Source organism: Pseudoalteromonas maricaloris (assembly GCF_024746855.1).
GTDB classification, from domain to species: domain Bacteria; phylum Pseudomonadota; class Gammaproteobacteria; order Enterobacterales; family Alteromonadaceae; genus Pseudoalteromonas; species Pseudoalteromonas maricaloris.
The window spans coordinates 3,398,294-3,422,500 of sequence record NZ_CP024625.1; the positions used below are offsets into that span (position 1 = coordinate 3,398,294).

Sequence of the window (24,207 nt, forward strand, 5' to 3'; positions counted from 1 at the left end):
TAATGAAAATTGCGTTCGCCTTATTAGTATTTTCTACCACCCTATTGGGGTGCAGTAACTCTATCTCACCTGAGTTGAATCAGTGTGCACAGCAGAACTATCAATGCGAACGCAGCTGTGAGATGCAAAACACACCAGAGACAATGTCTTTACAGATATGCACTGATAAATGTATTGAGCAGTATAATGCCTGCAAAGTACAGGCTGAAAAAATTACCGAGAGCAAACGATAGTTTGCTCTTTTTGGCAAAAAAATTCCCTTAATATTCTTTTAAATACAAGCACTTTCTAATTCCCGCCGTTATTTTTTATTCACCTTTTTAGAATATTTTGCGATACAATAAACTGGTCTGATGAGATAGACATACAACACCAACTTAACTTAGCTCAAGACTTGGTTTCTTAAACAATGCAAGCAGTGAGCACTAACTTTTCTTAATAACTTGTTATTTCTGGTTTTTATTCTAATCTCTAAGACAAAAGTAACACTATTGTTGAGCTCAGTATCAGCGCTTTTAATGAGTGTTACAGACACGACTCTTTGCAAAGAAAATGGGAATCAATATGAAAAAGTCAGCAATTGCATTAGCGATAGCGCTTGGGACAGTGAGTTTTCACAGCGCCGCTGAAATCAGAATTAATGGTTTTGCTTCCATTATTGGTGGTCAAACGCTAGATAGTGACGACACACTATATGGCTATGACAATGATTTTGATATGGAGAATCGTAGCTTATTCGCCCTACAACTTTCCGCCGATCTACAAGAAAGTCTAACTGCCACAGCACAGATCGTAGGCCGTGGTCAGAATGACTTTGATGCCGAGTTTGAATGGGCATACTTAACTTATGCGATTTCAGACTCGTCACAGATAAGCGCAGGTAAAATGCGCATACCATTCTATCGCTATTCTGACTTTTTAGATGTGGGCTATGCATACCGCTGGGTTAAACCACCTCAATCTGTATATAACCTAAGCTTTAGCACCTATAACGGATTGAGTTATATCCATAATTCGACATTAGGGGAATGGGAAAGCACTGTACAGCTAGCTTTAGGCAGCGTAGATGACGACATTGTTGCTATTACCTACTCAGATGAAGCTGAGTTGAACAACACAGTAGGTATTAACTGGACACTAAGCAGAGATTGGTTCAGTGCGCGTGCGGCCTACTTTGCTACCGAAGCGAGCATTAGTGCAGCTAATAGCCCTGAACTATCGGGATTGTTGGCAGGGTTAACTGGCTATGGGCTAACTCAACAAGCGGATGATATTGCTGTCGATAAAGATGATGCTTACTTTGCCGCGATAGGTATTGCTATCGACTACAACGATATCTTGTTCGATGCAGAATACACTCAGTTTGAAGTGGATAACAGCATACTAGCTAAACAACAGCAGTATTACGCTTCCCTCGGTTACCGTATTGATGCATGGACAGTTCACCTAACCTACGAACACAATGAAGATAAGAATGAGAGTGACGAATTCAACTCTGTTCCACTCACCATCACCGCTCCAAATGGTGTAACCATTCCTGTCACGACAGATCCAACTAATCCAAATGCACCTTATCTAAGAACACTTGTTAATGGTGCGCTTGCAGGTGCTCGTGCAGAATCAGAAACGTGGAGTATTGGTGCACGTTATGACTTCCATCCGTCAGCAGCATTCAAGATTGAACTAAACCAATTCGATAACACATTGACAGATCAAAAAGTTGAACTGTTGAGCTTCGGTATCGATTTAGTATTCTAACGGAGGCTAATATGATTAAAAAAATAATGACCTTAGGGCTACTGTTAGCCAGCCAAGCAGCTTTAGCAGATGTTGCCGTTATCGTGAACTCAGCAAATGCATCTACTGTGGATGACGGTACTATCAAAAAGTTATTCCTTGGCAAAAGCAAATCATTTGCCGATGGTAGTAGTGCGACCCCTGTGAATCAGGATGGTAATGCTGTATTCGATGAGTTTAACGACAAAGTGATTGGTAAATCGAGCTCTCAGCTAAATGCTCATTGGTCTAAATTAGTATTCACCGGTAAAGGAACACCTCCGAAGAAGCTAGATAGCGATCAAGCGGTAATCGATTTTGTTTCGAGCAATGCAGACGCAATTGGTTATATTGATGCAAGTAAAGTAACCGATACCGTCAAAGTGATAGGTAAATACTAGGGCCTGTTGACCTTTGCTGTTTGATTTTTGTTCTTCTGAGTGGGTTTTGGTCGCGACGCTCGACTTGCCGCCTAGTGATCTAGGCAAAAGTTGAGCAACAATGAACAAAGCGAACTCAGGTGAACCCAAAGGGCAGCGCTTGATTGGCATTTCTACTGTGTTCTCGCCTGACTCACATAGAATGACTATGCTACGCAGGCTCTGCCTTGTATAAATACCAATCAAACTGCTGCAAAAGCAAACTTGAAAGATAAACAGGCCCTAATATTCCTTATCAAATAAAAACAGCCACTTAATGTGGCTGTTTTTATTTATCGTTTAAAAATTAAAGCATTAGACTCTAAATTTTGAGGTCGCATCTTTCAAGTTGTCGGACAGTACATGAAGATTCTCAGCAACGTCTTGTACTTCATTCAACGCTTGCATTGTGTCTTGGAAAGACTGGTGCATAGATGTCACATTATTTACCACCATAGCTGCTACCGAGGTCTGCTCTTCCGTTGCCGCAGCAATTTGACCATTCATGCTATTAATTGACAAGATTTGTGCTGCTATCTGCTCAATCGACTGCCCGGTTTGTGCTGCAGCTTCAGCGTTATTAATTGCCATACTGCTTGCACTTGTCATTGCTTTCACCGCTTGATTTGCCGCTTCTGTTAACACGTTTAAAAGTTCTCTTATCTCGTTGGTCGACTTTGCTGTTCTTGAGGCTAATTCGCGGACTTCATCAGCAACCACTGCAAAACCTCGACCTTGCTCACCAGCACGAGCCGCCTCAATCGCAGCATTTAAAGCAAGTAAATTGGTTTGCTCTGCGATTGATGTAATCACATTTAATATTTGCGTCACGTTCTGCGTATCATCAGCTAGCTTATTGATCGTCTCTGCTGCATGATTAATTTCTTCACTTAACGCTTGTGATTCGTTAACTGACACCTGAATTTGGCGCTTACTCTGCTCAACTTCTTGTTCGGCCAGCTGGGCAGCATCAGAAGCTTGTGACGCCGAGTGAGAGATATCACCCACACTTAACCGCATTTCTTCCATAGATTGACGTACCACTTCCGCGTCATGCGTTTGTTGATTCGTTGCTCCTTCAGCTTTTTCCATGCCCTGAACAAGACGACTTGAGTCTTTCATCAAAGGCTCGACGACACTCATCACCTCGACAACCGCCCCTTTTAGTAACGCAACAAATTCATTGAAGTTTATGGATACTTGGCCAATTTCATCGTGAGAGCGCACATTGAGCGTAGTAGACAAAGAACCCTGCCCCTGCGCTAATAGTTTCAGATTTTGCGCCGCATCCTTAGCAGAGTTACCAATACCTCTTGCAATCACAACCGCTAAGAAAACCAAAACAAGTAAAGAAATAACGGCCACAATCAACATTATCGTGAGCGCGTTTGCTGAACGCGCTTCGGTATTTTGAAGTAATTCAACAAAACGATCATTCGCGTTCGTTTTAGCCTTGGTAAAATCTGCGACTAGGCCTTCGTAGATTTCAGTTTTCTTTTTGGCATCTTCTTGGATGCGGGAAAAATCAGCTGTACCATCTATCATTCCCCCAGCAATTTGTTGCGCAATTTTGCCGTATTGTGCAAGTTCATCGCTATTATCTGAAGGCATAAAGCCGCTTTGTACCGACTCAATTTTTTGCAGGTTAGCTTGGATTTGCTGTTGATATTCTTTTGCTTTATCTAGTAATTCAGCATCCCCGAAGGTTACAGCTTGAGTGAATAGCTCATCTAAATTCTGCAGCTTATTTGCGTTTTCTGTGGCGAGGTTAAGAATTTTGTATGTCTGCTCCTCTAATTCATTTAATGCCCTTTGATTAGAGCTAATAGCGTTGTAATTAACAAACACGATAACCACAAAAGCGACAACCGCAACGAGCGTAATTGCGTGGATCTTTTTGGTGATACTAAGATCAGCAAAAGCAGTACCTAGACTCATATATACACCTTTTGAAGTAAGACGAGTTCATTATCGACTGATTTATTATAAATTTTAACTAAATATAGAATATTTCCAGCTTTTTTGCCGCTTGAGGATGAAGATTTAAACAAATTATTCAATCTGGGAACATGGAAGTGTGAAAATAAAAAATGCCGCTCAATGAGCGGCATTAATAACAACAAGTAATTAGCGGGTTGACTAATTGATTAAAGTAAACCTAACTTTTTCAATTCACGTGTCGCCATTTCGCTAGAAAGAGGAACATAACCGTCTTTCTCAACAATTTTTTGACCTTCTTTAGACAATACCATCTTCAAGAATTCAGCCTCGATAGGTGCTAATTCTTTATTAGGGTGCTTGTTCACATATAGGTATAGGAAGCGAGACAGTGGGTATTTGCCCTGTGCCACATTTTCTAATGTTGCGTCAACGTAGTTCGTGCCTTTTTTCGCTAGTGGTACGGTACGTACGCCTGACGTTTTATAACCAATACCAGAGTAACCAATCGCATTCACTGAAGACGAGATAGACTGTACTACAGACGCAGAACCTGGCTGCTCGTTAACATTATTGCGGAAGTCACCTTTACACAGTGCTTTTTTCTTGAAGTAACCATAAGTACCAGATACTGAGTTACGACCATAAAGCTGAATATCTTTTGCTGCCCAATCACCCGTTAGACCAACATCACTCCAGCGATTTGCCTGTGCTGCCGAACCACACTTGCGCGTTGAAGAGAAGATTGAATCAACCTGTTCAATTGTTAAGCCTTCAATTGGGTTATCTTTGTGTACAAATACCGCTAGCGCATCAATTGCTACGCGGATTTCTGTTGGCTTATAACCATAACGCTTTTCAAAAGCTTCGATTTCTTTTGACTTCATCTTACGGCTCATTGGGCCAAAGTTTGCCGTTGCTTCCGTTAGTGCTGGTGGCGCAGTAGAAGAACCAGCCGCTTGGATTTGGATATTTACGTTAGGGTAAATTCTTTTATATTCTTCTGCCCAAAACGTCATCATGTTGGCAAGCGTATCAGAACCTACAGAAGAGAAGTTTCCTGAGATACCGCTGGTTTTATTATACTCTGGTAACTTTTCGTCTAAAGCAGATACTTGAGTAGAAACTAATGTAGTAATAGCCACACCCATTGCGGCAACTAAGCTTTTAAATTTCATTGGGGTCACTCCAGTTGTTGGTCCCAGTTATTTTACGCAGCTCATTGTGCAGCGATAAAATGACAATAAAATTACTCTTAAATTACACTTTTATGACTTTCATCATTTGTCATAAAAATTCGCTTTTGTTTGGGGAAAGCAAACCAAAAACGAGAGCCTTCACCCACTTTGCTTTCAATATGTAAAGCTGAGTCATGGCGAGACAACACATGTTTAGTAATTGCTAAACCAAGGCCCGAGCCGCCTGTTTTTCGGCTTCGTGCTTTATCCACTCGGTAAAATCGTTCAGTTAGTCGGTTAATGTGTTCAGGCGCGATACCATCACCATTATCGACAACACTAAACGTCGGCAAGTCGTTTTCTAAATACCAACGTACATGAATGTGCCCACCGGGTTTGGTGTAATGAATAGCATTAAAAATTAAATTTGAGTAAGCACTGCGTAACTCATCCCCAGCCCCTTTGATATCCAAAGTCGGATCAATATCAAAAACGAGCTCATGGCCCTTTTCCTGATTAAGTGACTTCGCTTCGGTATGAATAAGATCAAGCATCGCTGGAATATTCACGGCTTTGTCATTGTCTTGCTTTCTCGCCCCTTCGATTCGAGACAAGGAAAGAAGCTGATTTACCAGACTGTCCATCCGTTTACACTGATCTATCATAGTGCCATGTGCTTTAGCCCACATCGCGGGGGGTGGCATATTATCGCTATCCATCATCTCTAGATAGCCAGCCATGACGGTTAGCGGCGTCCTTAGCTCATGAGATACGTTTGCGACAAAGTCTTTGCGCATCTGCTCTAATTGCTTTAGTCGGCTAACATCACGCGCCACCAGCATAAGCTGCTCGGCATAAGGCATGACTCGTATTTCCAACACTTGCTCATGTGCAAGCCCGGTCTCAAGCTCTAATGCTTCATCAAAGCGATGTTCATGCATGTATTTTACAAATTTAGGATCTCGGATAAGGTTATCCAATCTTTGACCATGATCTGTAGGCCATTGCAGACCTAACACTTTCAAGGCTAATTGGTTACACCACACAATACTGAGATCTTGTTGCAGTACAACGACCGCGTCAGGGATAGCTTCAGCCCCTTCACGAAAGCGTCGGATCAGTTCTGCGAGTTCATTGCGCTTTTTGCGATTACGTTGCTGAAGCTGATAGATCCCTTCAAACACTTGTTCCCAAGCGCCCTTACCTTCAGGTGGATTAAAACTACGTTGGTTGAGCAGCCAGTCGCTCAAACGATAGAGTTGTTTGTAATGCCAAACTAATAAGACGAAAGCACCGATGAAAAGAAACAGAAAAGGTGCACTGACTAAATAGCCAATTAAGGCTAGTGGTAGGAAATACAAAAACAGGCGTCTTGTTAACGCCTGTTTATCAATCACTCGATACATAGACTAAATCCATTTAGGAACCAAATAATTCAGTTCCTCTTGGAATACTAATTACAGTTTACTCGAAAAGCGGTAACCTGCACCACGTACGGTTTGCACTAAGCGATCGTGACCAAGCGGTGCGATAGCTTTACGTAAGCGACGAATATGAACGTCTACAGTGCGATCTTCAACGTACACATTAGTACCCCATACGTGATCTAACAGCTGCTCACGGCTATAAACACGTTCAGGGTGTGTCATGAAGAAATGTAATAAACGAAACTCTGTTGGCCCCATATCTAACTCTGTGCCCGCAGATGTCACTCGGTGAGAAATAGGGTCTAAACGTAATCCGTGAACTTCTATCGCTTCTTCCAGCGACGTAGGCGAAACTCGGCGCATTACCGCTTTGATACGAGCCATTAGCTCTTTAGGAGAGAAAGGCTTTGTCACATAATCATCCGCACCAACCTCTAATCCTTTAACTTTGTCTTCCTCTTCACCTCTTGCCGTTAGCATGATGATTGGGATCTGACGGGTATATTCACTTTGCTTAAACTTTTTAGCAATTTGAATACCACTGCCCCCTGGCAGCATCCAGTCTAGTAGCACCATATCTGGATAAGGTTCAACCATAGCAGCAACTGCTGAATCGTAGTCTTCCGCTTCAATTGCTTGAAAACCATTTTGCTCTAGTACGAACACCAACATTTCTCTGATAGGTGCTTCATCATCAACTACAAGTACTTTACGTGACATTCCCAATGTTCTCTCGTTACCGACGTTGTTGATGTCATTATTATGACTAACTGTGACATTTTTATGAAAGTGTAACGTGTAAACGCAAAACAAGCCAAAAAAATCTCTTTTTTGGCTACAAACGGAATACCTTATGTATTTGTAATCATCTGATTTTAAATCTATTTTATACTAAAACGTTGGTCTCAAAATAGTGTTTTCGAAATATGGACTGCAACCTCCAAGCCATACTATAAAAGCGACGCCGCAATTAACTGCAAAATCAGCACGCCTTTTGTAAATTAAAAGTCATATCTCAATGTGACCGCCATCGTGTTGTGATCTTCGTTGTTATCCAAAGAAAATTTTGAATACCAAAGATACATACGAGCTTGTTTACTTAGACTTTTTTCCACACCTACTGAGGCTGCATTGCCAGAGTCCTTCAGCTTACCTGCTGCCCCATCCGAATCTTGATATTGAGCCAGTAAGGTATATGACTCAATTTGGTAGGCAGCACTCACCATAAAGCTGTCCACTTCCTCGTCACTATCTATCGCTTCATTTTGTTGATACATACCGCCGAGTTTAAAGTCCCCTAGTTTTCCTTGTACCGTCACGCGATTAATGTCTTGTCCCGCGACTTTATTATCATGGGCGACAGCAACATATACATTGGTTTTCTTGAGTTTGCTATCACCGTAACTTGCCGACAAAGATAAGCCATCTTCGCCGTTTTGTTTACTGTTGTCTTCGGCAATATAACTCACTGTAAACTGTAGATGATTAATAGCCGGAGTCGTATATTGCACGGTGTCACCAAGGCGATTTTCACCAACAAAGAACGAATTAATATCACCAGAAAAGTCATTCATTAAGTCCACTTTGCCTTGCGACTTTTTCATCGGTGTATCATCACGCCCGATCAGGAGTTGACCATAGCTACCTTTAACCCCAAGATACTGAGAGCGTGCTGTAAGGTTATCACCTGACTTACCATCTTTATCTTGATCCGTGATCTCAACTTGAAATTCATATTTATAAAAAATCTCAAGTCCTTCTTGCAGCTTTGCTGCTCCCTTTAATCCCATGCGAGAGTTATAGCTTTCAATTGAAGTATCGCTGTCACCATCTTTATCAGAATTCTGTACACCGACGTGAGCTCTACCGTATAGAGATACAGCTTCGTTTGCATAACTACAAACACTCATAGAGCAAAGGCTTAGAGCAACAAATGGTAGGCATTTCATTTTCATCTTTGATCACCTTGGATAGTATTTGGGCGCAGTACAACAAGGTTTGAGATGCTGAAGCCAGACAGAGAGGAGGTAGCGAACAGATCTCGTATTTTTAAAGTTAGACACTTTTAGCTGGAGATCAAGAAACTGACTCCGGGATCAGTATTTTATTAACTGCTAGAAATCATCTATGGTCAGGATCAGATTTTTACTAACAAGATCGTCCCCAAGATCATTTTCTTACTAACCTCTTACTACTTAACGCTGGATCAAGTTGGTATAAAAATGATCTAAGCGAAGCTAACTTATTGATCTGAGGTTTTGAAATATATCTACTTAGTTAAACAATGATCTTTGTTAGTAAAGATCTGATCCCTATTTACCTCGCTAGTAAAATGGCGATCCAAGTGTATTCTCCCCCAGCAAGCCCTATTGAACATTGGCTTCCAATCAAGGATCAGATACAAAAAAGCCTCTATTTCAGAGGCTTTTTGAAGTATCAAAGTGCGATGCACAATTTTACTTAGTCAAATTTTGATCCGGTAAGTTATTTCACTTTAGGATCTAACTCACCTGTTAGATATTTCAAGTGCATATCATCAAGTGAAATTGGCTTGATCTTAGCAGCTTGACCAGCTGTACCGAACGCTTCGTAGCGCGCAATACAGATCTCAGTCATCGCTTTCGTCGCTTCCGCTAAGAATTTGCGTGGATCGAAATTGCTTGGGTTTTGCGCAAGGTGGCGACGAATAGCACCTGTTGATGCTAAACGTAGATCGGTATCGATATTAACTTTACGAACACCGAATTTAATACCTTCAACAATTTGCTCAACCGGTACACCGTAAGTCTCAGGAATTTCACCGCCAAACTCATTAATGATTGCTAACCAGTCCTGAGGAACTGAAGACGAACCATGCATTACTAAGTGAGTATCAGGAATACGAGCGTGGATTTCTTTGATGCGGTTAATTGCTAAGATATCGCCCGTTGGTGGACGAGTAAATTTATAAGCACCGTGTGATGTACCACATGCAATAGCAAGCGCATCTACATTGGTTTTCTTGACGAAGTCCGCAGCTTCTTCTGGATCTGTTAGTAGCTGATCTTCTGTTAATTTACCTTCAGCGCCAATACCGTCTTCTTCACCAGCTTCACCGGTTTCAAGAGAACCAAGTACACCTAGCTCGCCCTCAACAGACACGCCACACGCGTGCGCCATTTCAACGGTACGACGAGTAACGTCCACATTATACTCGTAGCTTGAAGGCGTTTTACCGTCTTCCATTAGAGAGCCGTCCATCATGACTGATGAGAAACCAAGTTGAATTGAGCGCTGACATACAGCAGGTGAAGTACCATGATCTTGGTGCATTACAACTGGAATATGAGGCCATTCTTCTACAGCCGCTAAAATCATGTGGCGGATAAATGGTGCACCAGCATATTTGCGTGCACCAGCAGAACCTTGCACGATAACCGGACTATTTGTCTTGTCCGCAGCTTCCATGATCGCACGCATTTGCTCTTGGTTATTCACGTTAAATGCCGGAACGCCATAACCATGCTCAGCTGCATGATCGAGAAGTTGACGCATACTGATTAAAGCCATATTGCTTTTCTCCAATTGTTGATAGCCACCGCTATCGGTTTGAACGGATAATATGTTTACACCAGCCAACGCTGATGAGGTTAACCACTTTACTTGTTGGCTAACCAGACGCTACGCGTCTCCAAGCAAACATCAAGTATGTGAGAGAGTGATGTTTACCTGATATTAAGAGGCAGCTTAACGCTACCTCAATCAATTTTAGTCTTTAGCTCGCTGCTCAAGCATCGCGACCGCAGGAAGTGTTTTACCTTCTAAGAATTCAAGGAAAGCACCACCACCTGTAGAAATATAAGAGATATCTTGCTCAACACCATACTTATCGATAGCAGCTAAGGTATCGCCACCACCAGCAATTGAGAATGCTGACGACTTAGCGATGGCATTGGCAATCGCTTCAGTACCATTACCAAATTGGTCAAATTCGAATACGCCCACAGGGCCATTCCAAACCACAGTGCCAGCATTTGCAATAATCTCAGCAAGTTGAGTTGCAGTATCAGGACCGATGTCGAAGATCATGTCTTCGTCTGACACTTCGCTTACATCTTTAATGGTAGCAACTGCAGATTCTGAAAACTCATTACCTACAACCACATCAGTCGGAACAGGAATATCGCCGTCATTCGCTCTGGCAGCAGCCACTAGCTTGTTCGCTTCAGGGATCAAATCCGCTTCGTACAACGACTTACCAACAGGGTTACCCGCTGCAGCAATAAAAGTATTCGCAATACCGCCACCAGTCACGAGTTGGTCAACAACCTTAGACAATGAATCAAGCACCGTTAGTTTAGTTGATACTTTAGAGCCGCCAACGATGGCCACCAAAGGACGAGCTGGGTTATCTAGTGCTTTGCCAAGTGCGTCTAGTTCAGCCGCAAGCAATGGACCTGCACAAGCCACCTCAGCGTATAAGCCAACACCATGTGTTGAAGCCTGTGCGCGGTGCGCAGTACCAAAGGCATCCATCACGTAGACATCACAAAGCGCTGCTAGTTTTTTCGCAAGTACTTCATCGTCTTTCTTCTCGCCAACGTTAAAACGCACATTTTCGAATACGATAACTTCATTGTCTTGTACATTCACGCCGTCAAGATAGTCAGTCACTAAACGTACATCTTGAGATAACGCATCATTAAGATAATCCACAACCGGCTGCATAGAGTATTGTGCATCATATTCTCCCTCGGTTGGACGACCAAGGTGAGACATCACCATCACCTTAGCGCCTTTTTCTAGCGCTAATTTGATACTAGGTAGTGCAGCACGGATCCGCGCGTCCGACGCGACTTTGCCATCTTTAATTGGCACATTTAGGTCTTCGCGGATCAACACACGCTTGCCGTTTAAATCTAAATCCGCCATCTTAATGACTGACATTGGACATCTCCTTAAAGAACGATACATTTTGTTATCTACAAGGCAGCAATCGTTTGCTGCCTCGGTTTGAATTATTGTTTTAATTTTGTGCAGACAATTTGATTATAACAGCGTCTGAAACAAATGATTAGCCACGCATCATCACGCAAGCGGTATCAAGCATACGATTAGCAAAACCCCACTCGTTATCACACCAAACTAGTAGCTTAACCAAGCGCTTGTGACTCACTCGAGTTTGCGTACCATCTATAATACAAGAATGTGGATCGTGATTAAAATCAACCGACACTAGCGGCTCTTCAGTGTAGCTCAGTACCCCTTCTAAACGACCACCAGCGGCCTGCTTTAGAACTGAGTTTACCGCATCAATTGTGACATTTTCATTGAGCGTAACGCTCAGATCCATCGCCGTAACATTGATTGTTGGCACCCGTACCGCGATCGCCTCAAAACGACCTTGGAACTTAGGTAAAATACGCTCAATACCGCGAGCCAGCTTAGTATCAACAGGAATGATGGATTGGCTTGCCGCACGCGTACGCCGCAAATCACTGTGATAAGCATCAATCACTTGTTGATCATGCATAGAGGCGTGAATAGTAGTAATAGCACCGGACTCAACACCAAACTTATCGTCTAGCACTTTAATTACCGGAACAATACAGTTTGTTGTACATGAGCCGTTAGACACAATGGTGTGCTCAGGTAACAGTATTTCTTCGTTGATACCGAAGATCACCGTCGCATCAACATCAGCATCAGCAGGATGTGAAAATAATACTTTCTTTGCCCCAGCCTGAATATGCGCAAGTGCGTGCTGACGAGAATGATAGACGCCTGTGCAATCAAGCACCACATCAACATCCAGCGCGCGCCAAGGCAGGTGACTTGGATCTGGCTCTGAAAATAACTGGATCTTATCCTCAGCGACTTCCAAAAAAGATTCTGTTAACGAAACTGGAAAAGCAAAACGCCCATGTGAGGTATCGTATTTTAGAAGATGCGCGATCCCTTTAGGATCCGCCAACTCATTGATGGCTACAATTTGTATTTCGTGGTGACGACCCGATTCATAGAGTGCTCTTACGATATTACGCCCTATTCGACCAAAGCCATTAATTGCAAGCTTGATTGTCATTAAATTGAAAATCCATGAAGTCGCAAGTACGAAAGTTCCCCTTCGTTTTGATGGCGCTATTGTAATCGACCTGAGTGAAATGTGTAAGGGGCTAGGGCAATTTTTTAACTCAAGTTAAATCCGCAATTTTACATTTACCGCCAGCACAAATGGCCTGAGATTGCGCCAACAGTAGTTCCGCTGTCGCTAAAGCATCGCTAAGCGCATCATGCAATTGGTGAGGAGGTAAACCATAACGCATTCTACAAGCGTTTAGTGTTAATGCATCTTGCGCCAACGGATAGCCTTGCTTTAACACACGACGCTTATCTATCTGCATGGTATCTAACAACAAAGCAGGTCTTACGTTTAGCTCAAAGCGCTGAAATGCCGCCTTAAGAAACGCCCAATCCATCTGTACGTTATGACATACCAACACTTTACCGTGGAGCGCGCGCTGAAGCGCCAGCAACAAAGTTTGTAAGGACTCACCATCTGCCAATTGACTACTATCAATACCGTGAAAAACTGGACTTTGTGCAAGCGTTCGCACTTCACTGTTCAAATGATACTGTGCATCTTTCACCTGGATCCGCATATTTTTAATCGGCAACCAACCAGCCGACACAATTTCATGGCGCTTAGGATCAAGCCCGGTGAGCTCAAGGTCTAGCACCACCAACTCGGCTTGCGCAAACGGCTGATGTTTATAGCGCCACTTAGCAACAGAGTGAGAAAACCAGTTCATTGCTTATAAACTCCCTCGAGCAAACTTAAACGCACTCGCCTGCTGTGCTTGTTTGACTAAATAAAATGCTTCTTTGAGTTGATGGCGTTCAAGAGAAGAGAGGTTTTCTGGGTTAATACAGTTTCCTGGTAATCCTTCACGGTTGATTTGGGTCTTTAACCGCAATTGTGTTAAAAACCGCCAACAGTCTTTTAGATTGTCGATATCCGACTTGGCAAGTAATGGGCTTTTAGTCAGTGCTTCCAGGCGCTCTAATGTGTTAGCTCTTGCAACCCCAACCTTGAGCGCATACAACCTAACCACATCGTTGATAATGGCAACCCCACGTTTTTTCAGATCTAAATACTTATGTTTGCTCTTGTCTTTTTCCAGCTTAAATTGTTGAAAGATCCCGATCGGTACCGAATTTGCGTTGATGTCTGTCGCCATTGCCGCATAAAACAGCTCGTTTCGACTGATCTGATCCAAAGATTGGCGCAGGGTCGCATAGAGATCGCTGGCGCCATCAATAAAACGCATATCAAAGTAGATCTTGCAATTAAGCATCGCTTTTGGCGTAGGAGACAAGATCCACTTGCTAAATTTGGCGGTCCACTGGGCAACTGTGCCACGGCAGTCTGCATTACTAGCCATGATATTTCCTGGGCAAGATTGAATACCGCACTCGTTGAGTTGCTCACAGACAAACGCGCCTAAAGCAGCAAAATAACAACTATCGTTTTCGCTGATATTGTCTGGTAGCAATAAACCATTGTCTTGATCTGAATGTAAGGTCTGCTCTTCTCGTGCCTGAGAGCCAAAACAGATCCATGCAAAACGACATGGCGCGGCGCCGTGCTGCTGTTGATATAAATAGATTAATCTTGATGTTAACGCATCAGTGAGGCCACTTAGTAGCTTGCCAATCAGTGAAATATCTTCGATATGATAGGAAAATTGACGCAATAGATCCGGGATCTCCTGAGCGCAATTTTTGATAGCCAGAAGATTTTGTGCTTTATAGATCCTGCCAATAAGTTGCACCGGATCACTTTTTTGCTGTCTCAGCAGATCGGTGCTGGTCAGCATGCCCAGTGGTTTATATGCTTCATTTAACACAGGCAAGTGATGAATATTGTGCTTAAGCATTAAATGCAGGGCCGAAAACACACGATTGTTTTCAAAAATATGCTTTGGCTTTTCCGTCATGATCTCAGCAAGTGGGGCACTGGGATCTTTGTCTTGCGCTAGAACTCTATTGCGCAGATCTCTATCCGTCACAACGCCAACCAAGCGCGCTTGCTCCGTGACCATAATTGATGAAACACGATGCTGGCTCATCAATTTGGCAGCCTCACGAATACTCGCTGTCGGCGCGATAGTAACCGCATCTTTGGTCATTAGCTCAGATATTTTTCGCTCTGACCAAGTTTCGCTTTGCTGTTTATAACGAGAAGAAAGTAGTCGGTTAGCATGTGCTCTAACAAAGTATTGCTCAAAAGGTTTATATTCTCGGCGCAAAAAATCAAAGTTCTGCTCATTGAGAATATAAACCAAGCCATCTTTTTGAACTTCGATGCGATTTTGAATGGCATCACCGGTTAATAAAGAAGGATAACCAAAGTAGTCTCCCTCACTCATACGACCAATGACTTCGTCTTTTGCTGAGATAAGATCAACCACACCTGAGCGCAGCAAATATAGATTTGGCTTGCCATCTTGAAGCCAATCTTGTTGATTCGTCTGGCTAAGATAAACAATTTCGATATGTTTTGAAAAGTAGCTGGCAGCCGCTTCGGGCAATTCAGAAAACGGGGCTTGTTTATAAACAAATTGAAAGACATCTTGAATTTCTGGCGTCATACCTAACTGTCCTTTTAATCGTCTACAATTTTGCACTATCAAAAACAAATTTGCCCAGCACACTGGCTGGGCAAATTCGATTAGCATTGCTTAGTGTGCGTGAGCAGCGCTAGACCCTTTAGGGTTACGGATCCCATCAACCATCACTTTGACTTCTTCAGGTGTATCCGCAGTCACCTTCATAACCAGTGCAGCTACAACGAAGTTCACTAGCATACCGACAATACCGATCCCTTCAGGAGAAATCCCAAACAACCAGTTTGCAGGGGCATTTAGCTCAGGGCTAACAAACTTAAAGTAAATAATATAAGCCGCAGTGAAACCTATACCCGTTACCATGCCGGCAATCGCACCTTCTTTATTCATTCGCTTAGAGAATATTCCCATTATAATTGCAGGGAAGAAACTCGCCGCAGCCAACCCGAAGGCAAATGCAACCACCGAGGCAACAAACCCTGGCGGGTTTATACCAAAGTACGCCGAGATTGCGATAGCTACCATCGCTGCTAAGCGTGCAGCCAGCAATTCTTGTTTATCGTTGATATCCGGCTTAATGGTACGCTTCAACAAATCATGTGATACTGATGTTGAAATAACCAGTAGCAAACCAGCGGTTGTCGATAGCGCCGCAGCAATACCACCTGCAGCGACCAATGCAATCACCCACGCAGGTAGATTCGCAATTTCTGGATTTGCCAATACCATAATATCGCGGTCAATCTTCACTTCGTTTGCACTTGCAGGATCATCAATCTTGCCTGCAGAGTACTGCATTTTGCCATCACCATTCTTATCATTGAATACGATAAGGCCCGTTCTTTCCCAGTTTTTCACCCACTGTGGTGCTTCTTCATATACCGTGCCACTACCATCTTTACCGTTGATAGTATCGATCATGTTTACACGAGCGAACGATGCAACAGCAGGTGCAGTTGTATATACGATAGCGATAAACACTAGGGTCCAAGCGGCTGAAATACGAGTGTCTTTTACTCTAGGAACGGTGAAGAAGCGAACAATTACATGTGGCAGACCAGCAGTACCAACCATAAGTGCAGCGGTAATAGCAAACACATCAACCATACTCTTAGAACCTTCAGTGTACTGCGCAAAACCGAGCTCGGTACTGAGTCCATCTAGCTTGTCGAGTAGATAGGTGCCCGAGCCATCAGCCAACGTTGCACCAAAGCCGGTTTGTGGTAGTAAATGGCCTGTCATCATCAGTGAGATGAAAATAGCAGGAACTAAATAAGCAAACACAAGTACACAATACTGAGCGACCTGTGTATAAGTGATCCCCTTCATACCGCCAAGTACCGCGTAGAAGAATACAATCACCATACCGATGTAAACACCCGTTTCAATATCCACTTCAAGGAAACGAGAGAACACCACACCAACACCACGCATTTGACCGGCAATATAGGTAAAACAGATGAAGATAGCACACAGGATCGCAACCACACGTGCAACCTGAGAATAGTAACGATCACCGATAAAATCCGGTACCGTGAACTTACCAAATTTACGCAAATAAGGTGCTAAACACAGGGCAAGTAATACATAACCGCCGGTCCACCCCATGAGGTAAACACCGCCGTCGTAACCAGCGAAGGAAATAATCCCCGCCATTGAAATAAAGGACGCTGCACTCATCCAATCTGCAGCAGTTGCCATACCGTTTGCAACAGGAGGTACACCGCCGCCAGCAACATAGAATTCATTCGTGGACCCAGCTCTCGCCCAGATAGCGATACCAATATAAAGCGCAAAACTAAGGCCGACGATAATAAAAGTTAAAATTTGAACATCCATCGATTAGCTCCTCACTCATCCACGCCGTATTTTTTGTCCAACGCATTCATTTTTGAAACGTAGACAAAAATTAACGCAACAAAAGTATAAATTGCGCCTTGCTGAGAAAACCAAAATCCGAGTTTAAATCCAAAAAAACGAACTTCGTTGAGCACATCAACTAACAGGATGCCGAATCCAAATGAAACGACAAACCAGATAGCGAGTAGCTTAAACATCAAGGCGAGATTTTCTGACCAATATGCTTTCGCTTGTTCTTCACTTTTAAAAGCCATTTTAAATCTCCTATCACCCGCTCCAACATGGAGCAAGTTGTGTTAATAGACCTTAATGAGAGTAGCAACGGCTTGGTAAGTTGAAATTGAGACCTTAGTCGTAACGGCAAATTAACGTTTACGTAAACTGCAGATACGTGATATTCATTAAAATTAAAAAGTCTTTATAAACAAAAAGATAAGTCAAAACAGGTTGGATGAAGATGTATTTTCAATGAGTGGATACGACAGTAAGACATTAGTCTAACTTGAATGGTGAATGAACGTCTTTACTCACCAAGAAAAACTCTAACACTTTGATTTTAAATAAGATATAAATCTCAAATAAAATTATAGAGTAAACTAGACTATGGGTGCCATTTGTTTGCTAAAGTATGACGATATTAATACCAAAAACTATAACAAACATTATGACTGCCATTTTACTCCTTGTTGCCGCTGCTTATATTGGTGTACTTTTTTGGCTCGCCAACTGGGGAGATAAAACCACCCCCCGCGCACTCAAAATTAGTCATCATCCGTTTGTTTATGCCTTTTCCTTAGGGATTTATTGTACCTCCTGGACTTATTACGGCTCGGTAGGTACTGCGGCCACCAGTAGTTGGCATTACTTCCCCATTCTTTTAGGGCCCATTTTACTGTTTTTGTTCGGTCAGGGTTTTTTGCGCAAACTCATATTGGTCAGTAAAAAGCAGAATATCACCACCATTGCCGACTTCATTTCGGCACGATACGGTAAACGCCAAACTACGGCCGTCATGGTAACGATGATAGCCCTATTGGCAACCATTCCGTATATTGCACTCCAGCTCAAAGCCTTGAGTAGTAGCTTTTTGTTATTACAGCAGGATGAGCAAGTATCTGGCACTGCGCTCGCATTAGCTGGCACCTTGATCATGGCATTATTTGCGATTTTCTTTGGCACTAGAAAGGTAGATGTGACTGAGTATCGCTCAGGGTTGATGTTGGCCGTTGCTTTTGAATCTATCGTTAAGTTACTCGCTCTCGGTATTGTTGCCGTGCTTGCATGGCAATCTTTAGCTCAAGTTCCAGACTCATTTGAAGCATTGAGCGAACATTGGCAATCTTTTGACTTCTTTAACTTCAACTTCGTTGGACAAACGCTTATGGCAGCGGCTGCCATCGTCTGTTTGCCCCGACAATTTCATGTTGTGGTGGTAGATAACCACAACACTTCACACTTAAAAACCGCACGCTGGGCATTTACGCTTTACTTGTTATTGATAGCAGCCATGATCATCCCAATCGCTACCGCCGCTATCCACCCCGATATTGGCTATGGTGCCGCACCGGATAGTTTCGTACTTGCTTTACCTATCATGATGGAGCATCCGATCCTCGCTACATTTGTCTTTATCGGCGGTTTATCAGCGGCAACGGCCATGATAGTCGTTGCGACTCTCACACTTAGCACCATGTTATCGAACGATGTAGTATTGCCTTTGTTGTTCAAGCGTAAATTTAAGAAGAACATTCTTAACAGCAGTTTTAAGAGTCAAATACTCTTAGTTCGACGCTTTGTTATCGCCGCAATCTTATTGCTTTCATATATGTACCAGCAATGGTTTGGTCATGGTGAAGCACTCGCAAATATGGGGTTAGTTGCCTTCTCATTGGTGACTCAGCTATTGCCTGCAATTGTCGGTGGACTTTATTGGCGCAAAGGCCATGCGTATGGCGTATATGCGGGGCTCATCGCTGGTTTTATCTGCTGGATGCTATTTCTTATGTTCCCAATTCTGGAAGCAGGTGGATTACTTGATTATGAAATGCGCCAGACCCTTATCACCCGAGGAACTTTACTTGCACTGCTCGCCAACATTAGCTGCTATATTAGCTTTTCTATCGGTGCACAGGAGCGCCTAATCGACCGTATTCAGGCCGCGGCATTCGTAAACCCTAAAGATCAGGCTGCTCTCTCTAAACGCTTGAATAAACAAGTTCGCGCTACCGTGTATGACTTTAAAGTGCTACTACAAACCTTCTTGGGCGTTCAGCGTAGTCAGCAACTGCTCGGGCACTATGCTCAAAATAATATTTTAGAAGATAATGACGCGTACCCAGCTCCTGAATTTATCTCATTCTGCGAGCGCGCACTCACGGGAGTGCTCGGTGCTTCATCTGCCCAAGCTCTGATCCGTACCGTGTCATCGGGTCGCCAAATGGCATTTGAAGAGGTGGTTAACTTTTTTGATGAAACCACACAAGCACTACAGTTCAACCAAAACCTACTTTATACCTCATTAGAAAACCTAAGCCATGGGATTTCGGTTGTTGATAAAGATCTAAAACTTGTTGCATGGAACAGGCGTTATCACGAGATGTTCGCCTACCCAGATGGTTTCTTAGAAGTCGGACAACCGATAGAGGAAGTGATCCGCTTTAACGCCGAGCGCGGTGAATGCGGTCCTGGTGAAATTGATAAACACGTCGATAAACGAGTTCAACATCTGAAAAATGGCACTCCTCACCACTTTATTCGCCACCGTCGTAATGGCCAAGTATTTGAGATGACGGGGAACCCGCTGCCTGAAGGCGGGTTTGTGACGAGTTTTTCAGATATCACTACGCATATTGCGACGCAAAACGCACTGGAAGAAATCAATATGGATCTAGAGAACCGTATTGAAGCCAGAACCCAAGAGATCCGCACTATTAATATGGATCTTAAAGCGGAAATAGCCAATCGTCACGAAACAGAGCAGGCGTTAATGGCAGCTAAAAAAGAAGCAGAACAAGCAAATGAGAGTAAAACCCGCTTCTTAGCGCTTGCGAGTCATGATATTTTGCAGCCACTCAATGCCGCACGCCTATACTTAGCGGCGATTGATACCCACAATCTAATAAGTAAAGATCAGGGTAACTTTGAAAAACTCACCGATAGCCTAGACTCCACCGTACATCTGATGAGTGCGCTTTTAGATATTGCAAAACTAGAGCAAGGTGCAATGAAACCAACCCCTAGGCATTTCAACATTGACGATATCTTACTACCACTGGCAAATGAGTATGCCATCATTTCAAAAGAAAAAGGTCTCGAGCTTAAGGTGAGAAGCTCCCACAGCATTGTGCACAGTGACACCACTTACCTGCGCCGGATCATTCAAAACCTGGTTTCCAATGCCGTTAAATATACCGACAGTGGCAAAGTGCTCATCGCCTGTCGACGCCGTAAACATAGTTTAAGGCTTGAAGTGTGGGATACCGGTCCTGGTATTTCAAACCATGAGCAGAATAAGATCTTTAACGATTTTTATCGTATTCAAGCAGGCGATAATAAAGGTATTGGGCTTGGGCTTGGTGTTGTAAAACGTCTATGCGATCTATTATCCATCACAATTTCTGTGAACTCGGTTGTCAATCAAGGCAGCCGCTTTGCCATAGACATACCCTATGGCAATGTGGATTTACTCCAAGTAAAAGAAGATATTAGCCAAAAACCGCAAAGCAAAACTCAACTTAATGTCATCGCGGTTGATGACGATCCGAAAAACCTAGAAGCCATGGCGAGCCTGCTAGATAAATGGCATTGCTACTATCAGCTGTTTTACAAAGTAGAAGACGCGCTTGCTTACGCAAAACATAATACCGCACCAGATGTTATTTTGATGGATTACCAACTTAACGATAACTGTGATGGGATCTCATTGATCAAATCGCTACGCACCATGTGGCAAGATACGGTTCCTGCGATTTTAATTACCGCCGTGAGGGATGAAGAAGTAAAAGTCGCTGCTAAAAGTGAGCAGATCCATTACCTGTCTAAGCCAGTAAAGCCAGCAAAACTCAAGGCTCTGCTCAACCATGGGCGGTGAGCGCACTGACAGCTGTTGAATACGATAGCAATCGCAAAGTTTTTTGTTGTTAAGCATTTATCTCACTGCCAATTCGCAGTATTCTGAAAGTTCGCTTAGACGAATTGGAATGAGGAAATGAGTTACATACTAACGACAGAGTGCAAAGATGACATCGGACTGATCGCGAAGATCACTAGCCTTTGTCATGAGCACGACCTAAACATCACGCGCAATAATGAGTTTGTAGATAAAGAAGGACAGCGCTTCTTTATGCGTACAGAGCTCACAGGTACTCCCAATGATAACTTTCTGACACAACTTCGTCAGTCATTACCAACGGGCGCCAAATTAAACCTATACGGGCAAGAACGAACAAAAGTGGTGCTACTTGCGACGAAGGAAGCGCACTGCTTAGGCGGCGTGTTGCTTAAACAATATGAACAAGCATTCAATATTGAAGTACAAGCAGTTATTGCAAACTATGATACGTTGGAACCCCTTGTTAAGGGCTTTGGTATTCCTTTTCATCTGGTATCACATGAAGGGTTGAGTAGAGCTGAACACGACAGTGCAATGGCCGATTTAATCGCACAATATGATCCTGATATTGTTGGCTTGGCAAAGTATATGCGGATCTTAACACCGGAGTTTGTCTCACGCTTTGACGGGAAAATTATCAATATTCACCACTCATTCTTGCCTGCCTTTATCGGTGCAAAACCTTACCATCAGGCATTTGAGCGTGGCGTGAAAATTATTGGCGCTACCGCTCACTTTGTTAATGATGAATTAGATGAAGGACCTATCATTGCCCAAAATGTCACGCAAGTTAGCCATGCTCAAAATGCTGAAGAGATGGCAAAAATCGGTAGAGACATTGAAAAAACAGTATTTTGTAACGCGTTACAATTAGCCTGCGAGCATAAGCTTTTCATTAACGGCAATAAAACCGTCGTCTTTTCATAATCAAGTCCAAAAACGCAGTTTAGCAACTCAGGAAATAAACGCATGGATGCGTGCACTCCCACAATGCTGTGTATTCGGTGGTAGGAGCGAGTTCCCTCGCGATGTGTTGATTGGCTTGTGAGGTTTTATATCTCAAATCTCTATACCCCAAACAGCAAAAAACCCGCAGCATTGCTGTAACGGGTTTTTATGTACATGGTTTTTGCCGGAACTTCATTGCAACCTATCGGCGGATAAACCACCTCCCCCCATGTTGCACTGTGCTGATACTGTGGTAGGAGCGAGTTTACCTCGCGAGGTTTTTAAATCTCAAATCTCTATACCTAAAACAGCAAAAAACCCGCTGCATTACTGTAACGGGTTTCTCTTATTTGGCCCTGGCTCGCTACGAAGTAGGATGTTCTCATTTTTTAAATAGAGAGTCACATGGGTAATCCACACTATCATTGACCGGGGCCGACCCTTCGGCTGTTTTGTTTCACTTCTGAGTTTGGGTGACGAGAAACCGAAGCACCGCTTCGCAGTTCGAGGAAGTGAGCGCAAGGACGCGCGAAGGGGAGATACTACATGGAAGTACTTTACCCCAAACAGCAAAAAACCCGTCGCATTGCTGCAACGGGTTTCTCTTATTTGGCCCTGGCGATGTTCTACTTTCACATGGGTAATCCACACTATCATCGACGCTGTTTTGTTTCACTTCTGAGTTCGGCATGGGGTCAGGTGGGTCCAAAACGCTATAGTCACCAGGAAATTCTGTTCATCAATGAAGTCTCCCTCATCAATGTAAATCTGGAAAAAGCTATTAAATTCTTTTGTCTACTTTAGTCTATTAACTTCTGTCGCTTATAAACCACTTTGGCGTTGTATGGTTAAGCCTCACGGGTAATTAGTACGAGTTAGCTTAATGCCTCACAGCACTTCCACATCTCGCCTATCAACGTTGTAGTCTTCAACGGCCCTTCAGTTGACTCTAAGTCAAAGTGAGAACTCATCTCGAGGCCTGCTTCCCGCTTAGATGCTTTCAGCGGTTATCAGTTCCGAACGTAGCTACCGGGCAATGCAATTGGCATCACAACCCGAACACCAGCGGTTCGTCCACTCCGGTCCTCTCGTACTAGGAGCAGCCCCTCTCAATTCTCAAACGCCCACGGCAGATAGGGACCGAACTGTCTCACGACGTTCTAAACCCAGCTCGCGTACCACTTTAAATGGCGAACAGCCATACCCTTGGGACCGACTTCAGCCCCAGGATGTGATGAGCCGACATCGAGGTGCCAAACACCGCCGTCGATATGAACTCTTGGGCGGTATCAGCCTGTTATCCCCGGAGTACCTTTTATCCGTTGAGCGATGGCCCTTCCATTCAGAACCACCGGATCACTATGACCTACTTTCGTACCTGCTCGACGTGTCTGTCTCGCAGTTAAGCTTGCTTCTACCATTACACTAACCGTACGATGTCCGACCGTACTTAGCAAACCTTCGTGCTCCTCCGTTACTCTTTGGGAGGAGACCGCCCCAGTCAAACTACCCACCAGGCACTGTCCTCAACCCCGATTCAGGGGCCTAAGTTAGAACATCAACACTACAAGGGTGGTATTTCAAGGTCGGCTCCACAGAAACTAGCGTCTCTGCTTCAAAGCCTCCCACCTATCCTACACATGTAGGGTCAATGTTCAGTGCCAAGCTGTAGTAAAGGTTCACGGGGTCTTTCCGTCTAGCCGCGGGTACACAGCATCTTCACTGCGATTTCAATTTCACTGAGTCTCGGGTGGAGACAGCGTGGCCATGGTTACACCATTCGTGCAGGTCGGAACTTACCCGACAAGGAATTTCGCTACCTTAGGACCGTTATAGTTACGGCCGCCGTTTACCGGGGCTTCGATCAAGAGCTTCGCCTAAGCTAACCCCATCAATTAACCTTCCGGCACCGGGCAGGTGTCACACCGTATACGTCATCTT

17 protein-coding genes and 2 rRNA genes (1 of these 19 running past the window's edge) are annotated in these 24,207 nt (G+C 43.6%); 5 read left to right on the forward strand and 14 right to left on the reverse strand.

Annotation, left to right across the window (positions count from 1 at the left end; translation table 11 throughout):
* The first annotated feature begins 2 nt into the window (after positions 1-2).
* From CTT31_RS15070 to CTT31_RS15080, 3 genes are all read left to right on the forward strand, one after another.
* Positions 3-233, forward strand: coding sequence for a hypothetical protein (locus CTT31_RS15070; RefSeq protein WP_039491465.1), 231 nt, complete (start codon positions 3-5; stop codon positions 231-233).
* Between the two features lie 331 nt (positions 234-564).
* Complete coding sequence (locus CTT31_RS15075) at positions 565-1,758, forward strand: porin (RefSeq protein ID WP_211858594.1); 1,194 nt, start codon at positions 565-567, stop codon at positions 1,756-1,758.
* 11 nt (positions 1,759-1,769) lie between these two features.
* Complete coding sequence (locus CTT31_RS15080) at positions 1,770-2,177, forward strand: type 2 periplasmic-binding domain-containing protein (protein WP_211858596.1); 408 nt, start codon at positions 1,770-1,772, stop codon at positions 2,175-2,177.
* Positions 2,178-2,510: 333 nt separating this feature from the next.
* On the opposite strand, the gene CTT31_RS15085 is transcribed toward CTT31_RS15080, so the two are convergent.
* The 12 genes from CTT31_RS15085 to CTT31_RS15140 form a co-directional block, all read right to left on the reverse strand.
* Positions 2,511-4,133 carry a methyl-accepting chemotaxis protein gene (locus CTT31_RS15085; RefSeq protein ID WP_211858599.1) on the reverse strand — a complete coding sequence of 541 codons (1,623 nt, stop codon included), beginning with the start codon at positions 4,131-4,133 and terminating at the stop codon, positions 2,511-2,513.
* A 209-nt stretch (positions 4,134-4,342) separates the two neighbouring features.
* The gene (locus CTT31_RS15090) at positions 4,343-5,311 is read right to left on the reverse strand and encodes a PstS family phosphate ABC transporter substrate-binding protein (RefSeq protein ID WP_017216573.1); all 969 of its coding nucleotides are present in this window, start codon (positions 5,309-5,311) and stop codon (positions 4,343-4,345) included.
* Positions 5,312-5,388: 77 nt separating this feature from the next.
* The gene (gene phoR / locus CTT31_RS15095) at positions 5,389-6,717 is read right to left on the reverse strand and encodes a phosphate regulon sensor histidine kinase PhoR (RefSeq protein WP_039491473.1); all 1,329 of its coding nucleotides are present in this window, start codon (positions 6,715-6,717) and stop codon (positions 5,389-5,391) included.
* Positions 6,718-6,768: 51 nt separating this feature from the next.
* Positions 6,769-7,458 (reverse strand): phosphate regulon transcriptional regulator PhoB, encoded by a 690-nt coding sequence (gene phoB, locus CTT31_RS15100; RefSeq protein ID WP_010378755.1) that lies wholly within the window; start codon positions 7,456-7,458, stop codon positions 6,769-6,771.
* Between the two features lie 281 nt (positions 7,459-7,739).
* A complete protein-coding gene (locus CTT31_RS15105; protein WP_260491532.1) occupies positions 7,740-8,693 on the reverse strand; it encodes a porin in 954 nt (317 codons plus the stop codon).
* Positions 8,694-9,222: 529 nt separating this feature from the next.
* Complete coding sequence (gene fba, locus CTT31_RS15110; RefSeq protein WP_239981442.1) at positions 9,223-10,287, reverse strand: class II fructose-bisphosphate aldolase; 1,065 nt, start codon at positions 10,285-10,287, stop codon at positions 9,223-9,225.
* Between the two features lie 198 nt (positions 10,288-10,485).
* A complete protein-coding gene (locus CTT31_RS15115) occupies positions 10,486-11,664 on the reverse strand; it encodes a phosphoglycerate kinase (RefSeq protein ID WP_260491533.1) in 1,179 nt (392 codons plus the stop codon).
* A gap of 127 nt (positions 11,665-11,791) precedes the next feature.
* Complete coding sequence (gene epd / locus CTT31_RS15120) at positions 11,792-12,802, reverse strand: erythrose-4-phosphate dehydrogenase (RefSeq protein ID WP_010607557.1); 1,011 nt, start codon at positions 12,800-12,802, stop codon at positions 11,792-11,794.
* Positions 12,803-12,911: 109 nt separating this feature from the next.
* Complete coding sequence (locus CTT31_RS15125) at positions 12,912-13,529, reverse strand: 3'-5' exonuclease (protein WP_039491478.1); 618 nt, start codon at positions 13,527-13,529, stop codon at positions 12,912-12,914.
* Between the two features lie 3 nt (positions 13,530-13,532).
* On the reverse strand, positions 13,533-15,371 hold the full coding sequence (locus tag CTT31_RS15130) for a DUF294 nucleotidyltransferase-like domain-containing protein (RefSeq protein ID WP_260491534.1): 1,839 nt from the start codon (positions 15,369-15,371) through the stop codon (positions 13,533-13,535).
* A gap of 90 nt (positions 15,372-15,461) precedes the next feature.
* Positions 15,462-17,186 carry a sodium:solute symporter family protein gene (locus CTT31_RS15135; RefSeq protein WP_017216580.1) on the reverse strand — a complete coding sequence of 575 codons (1,725 nt, stop codon included), beginning with the start codon at positions 17,184-17,186 and terminating at the stop codon, positions 15,462-15,464.
* Between the two features lie 11 nt (positions 17,187-17,197).
* Positions 17,198-17,461 carry a DUF4212 domain-containing protein gene (locus CTT31_RS15140; RefSeq protein ID WP_010607553.1) on the reverse strand — a complete coding sequence of 88 codons (264 nt, stop codon included), beginning with the start codon at positions 17,459-17,461 and terminating at the stop codon, positions 17,198-17,200.
* Positions 17,462-17,871: 410 nt separating this feature from the next.
* Between CTT31_RS15140 and CTT31_RS15145 the strand changes: the two genes are divergently transcribed.
* Both CTT31_RS15145 and purU read left to right on the forward strand, forming a co-directional pair.
* The gene (locus CTT31_RS15145) at positions 17,872-21,297 is read left to right on the forward strand and encodes a PAS domain-containing hybrid sensor histidine kinase/response regulator (protein ID WP_211858610.1); all 3,426 of its coding nucleotides are present in this window, start codon (positions 17,872-17,874) and stop codon (positions 21,295-21,297) included.
* 117 nt (positions 21,298-21,414) lie between these two features.
* On the forward strand, positions 21,415-22,245 hold the full coding sequence (gene purU / locus CTT31_RS15150) for a formyltetrahydrofolate deformylase (RefSeq protein ID WP_260491535.1): 831 nt from the start codon (positions 21,415-21,417) through the stop codon (positions 22,243-22,245).
* A gap of 634 nt (positions 22,246-22,879) precedes the next feature.
* Here the strand turns inward: purU and rrf are convergent.
* Both rrf and CTT31_RS15160 read right to left on the reverse strand, forming a co-directional pair.
* Positions 22,880-22,993: ribosomal RNA gene (gene rrf, locus CTT31_RS15155) — 5S ribosomal RNA — on the reverse strand.
* Positions 22,994-23,110: 117 nt separating this feature from the next.
* A 23S ribosomal RNA gene (locus CTT31_RS15160) occupies positions 23,111-24,207 on the reverse strand; it runs 1,788 nt beyond the window's last position.

Excerpts from the sequence above, each read along its gene's own strand:
- CTT31_RS15070 (WP_039491465.1), top strand. The coding sequence starts at position 3 with ATGAAAATTGCGTTCGCCTTATTAGTATTTTCTACCACCCTATTGGGG.
- CTT31_RS15075 (WP_211858594.1), top strand. The coding sequence starts at position 565 with ATGAAAAAGTCAGCAATTGCATTAGCGATAGCGCTTGGGACAGTGAGT.
- CTT31_RS15080 (WP_211858596.1), top strand. The coding sequence starts at position 1,770 with ATGATTAAAAAAATAATGACCTTAGGGCTACTGTTAGCCAGCCAAGCA.
- CTT31_RS15085 (WP_211858599.1), bottom strand. The coding sequence starts at position 4,133 with ATGAGTCTAGGTACTGCTTTTGCTGATCTTAGTATCACCAAAAAGATC.
- CTT31_RS15090 (WP_017216573.1), bottom strand. The coding sequence starts at position 5,311 with ATGAAATTTAAAAGCTTAGTTGCCGCAATGGGTGTGGCTATTACTACA.
- phoR (WP_039491473.1), bottom strand. The coding sequence starts at position 6,717 with ATGTATCGAGTGATTGATAAACAGGCGTTAACAAGACGCCTGTTTTTG.
- phoB (WP_010378755.1), bottom strand. The coding sequence starts at position 7,458 with ATGTCACGTAAAGTACTTGTAGTTGATGATGAAGCACCTATCAGAGAA.
- CTT31_RS15105 (WP_260491532.1), bottom strand. The coding sequence starts at position 8,693 with ATGAAAATGAAATGCCTACCATTTGTTGCTCTAAGCCTTTGCTCTATG.
- fba (WP_239981442.1), bottom strand. The coding sequence starts at position 10,287 with ATGGCTTTAATCAGTATGCGTCAACTTCTCGATCATGCAGCTGAGCAT.
- CTT31_RS15115 (WP_260491533.1), bottom strand. The coding sequence starts at position 11,664 with ATGTCAGTCATTAAGATGGCGGATTTAGATTTAAACGGCAAGCGTGTG.
- epd (WP_010607557.1), bottom strand. The coding sequence starts at position 12,802 with ATGACAATCAAGCTTGCAATTAATGGCTTTGGTCGAATAGGGCGTAAT.
- CTT31_RS15125 (WP_039491478.1), bottom strand. The coding sequence starts at position 13,529 with ATGAACTGGTTTTCTCACTCTGTTGCTAAGTGGCGCTATAAACATCAG.
- CTT31_RS15130 (WP_260491534.1), bottom strand. The coding sequence starts at position 15,371 with ATGACGCCAGAAATTCAAGATGTCTTTCAATTTGTTTATAAACAAGCC.
- CTT31_RS15135 (WP_017216580.1), bottom strand. The coding sequence starts at position 17,186 with ATGGATGTTCAAATTTTAACTTTTATTATCGTCGGCCTTAGTTTTGCG.
- CTT31_RS15140 (WP_010607553.1), bottom strand. The coding sequence starts at position 17,461 with ATGGCTTTTAAAAGTGAAGAACAAGCGAAAGCATATTGGTCAGAAAAT.
- CTT31_RS15145 (WP_211858610.1), top strand. The coding sequence starts at position 17,872 with ATGACTGCCATTTTACTCCTTGTTGCCGCTGCTTATATTGGTGTACTT.
- purU (WP_260491535.1), top strand. The coding sequence starts at position 21,415 with ATGAGTTACATACTAACGACAGAGTGCAAAGATGACATCGGACTGATC.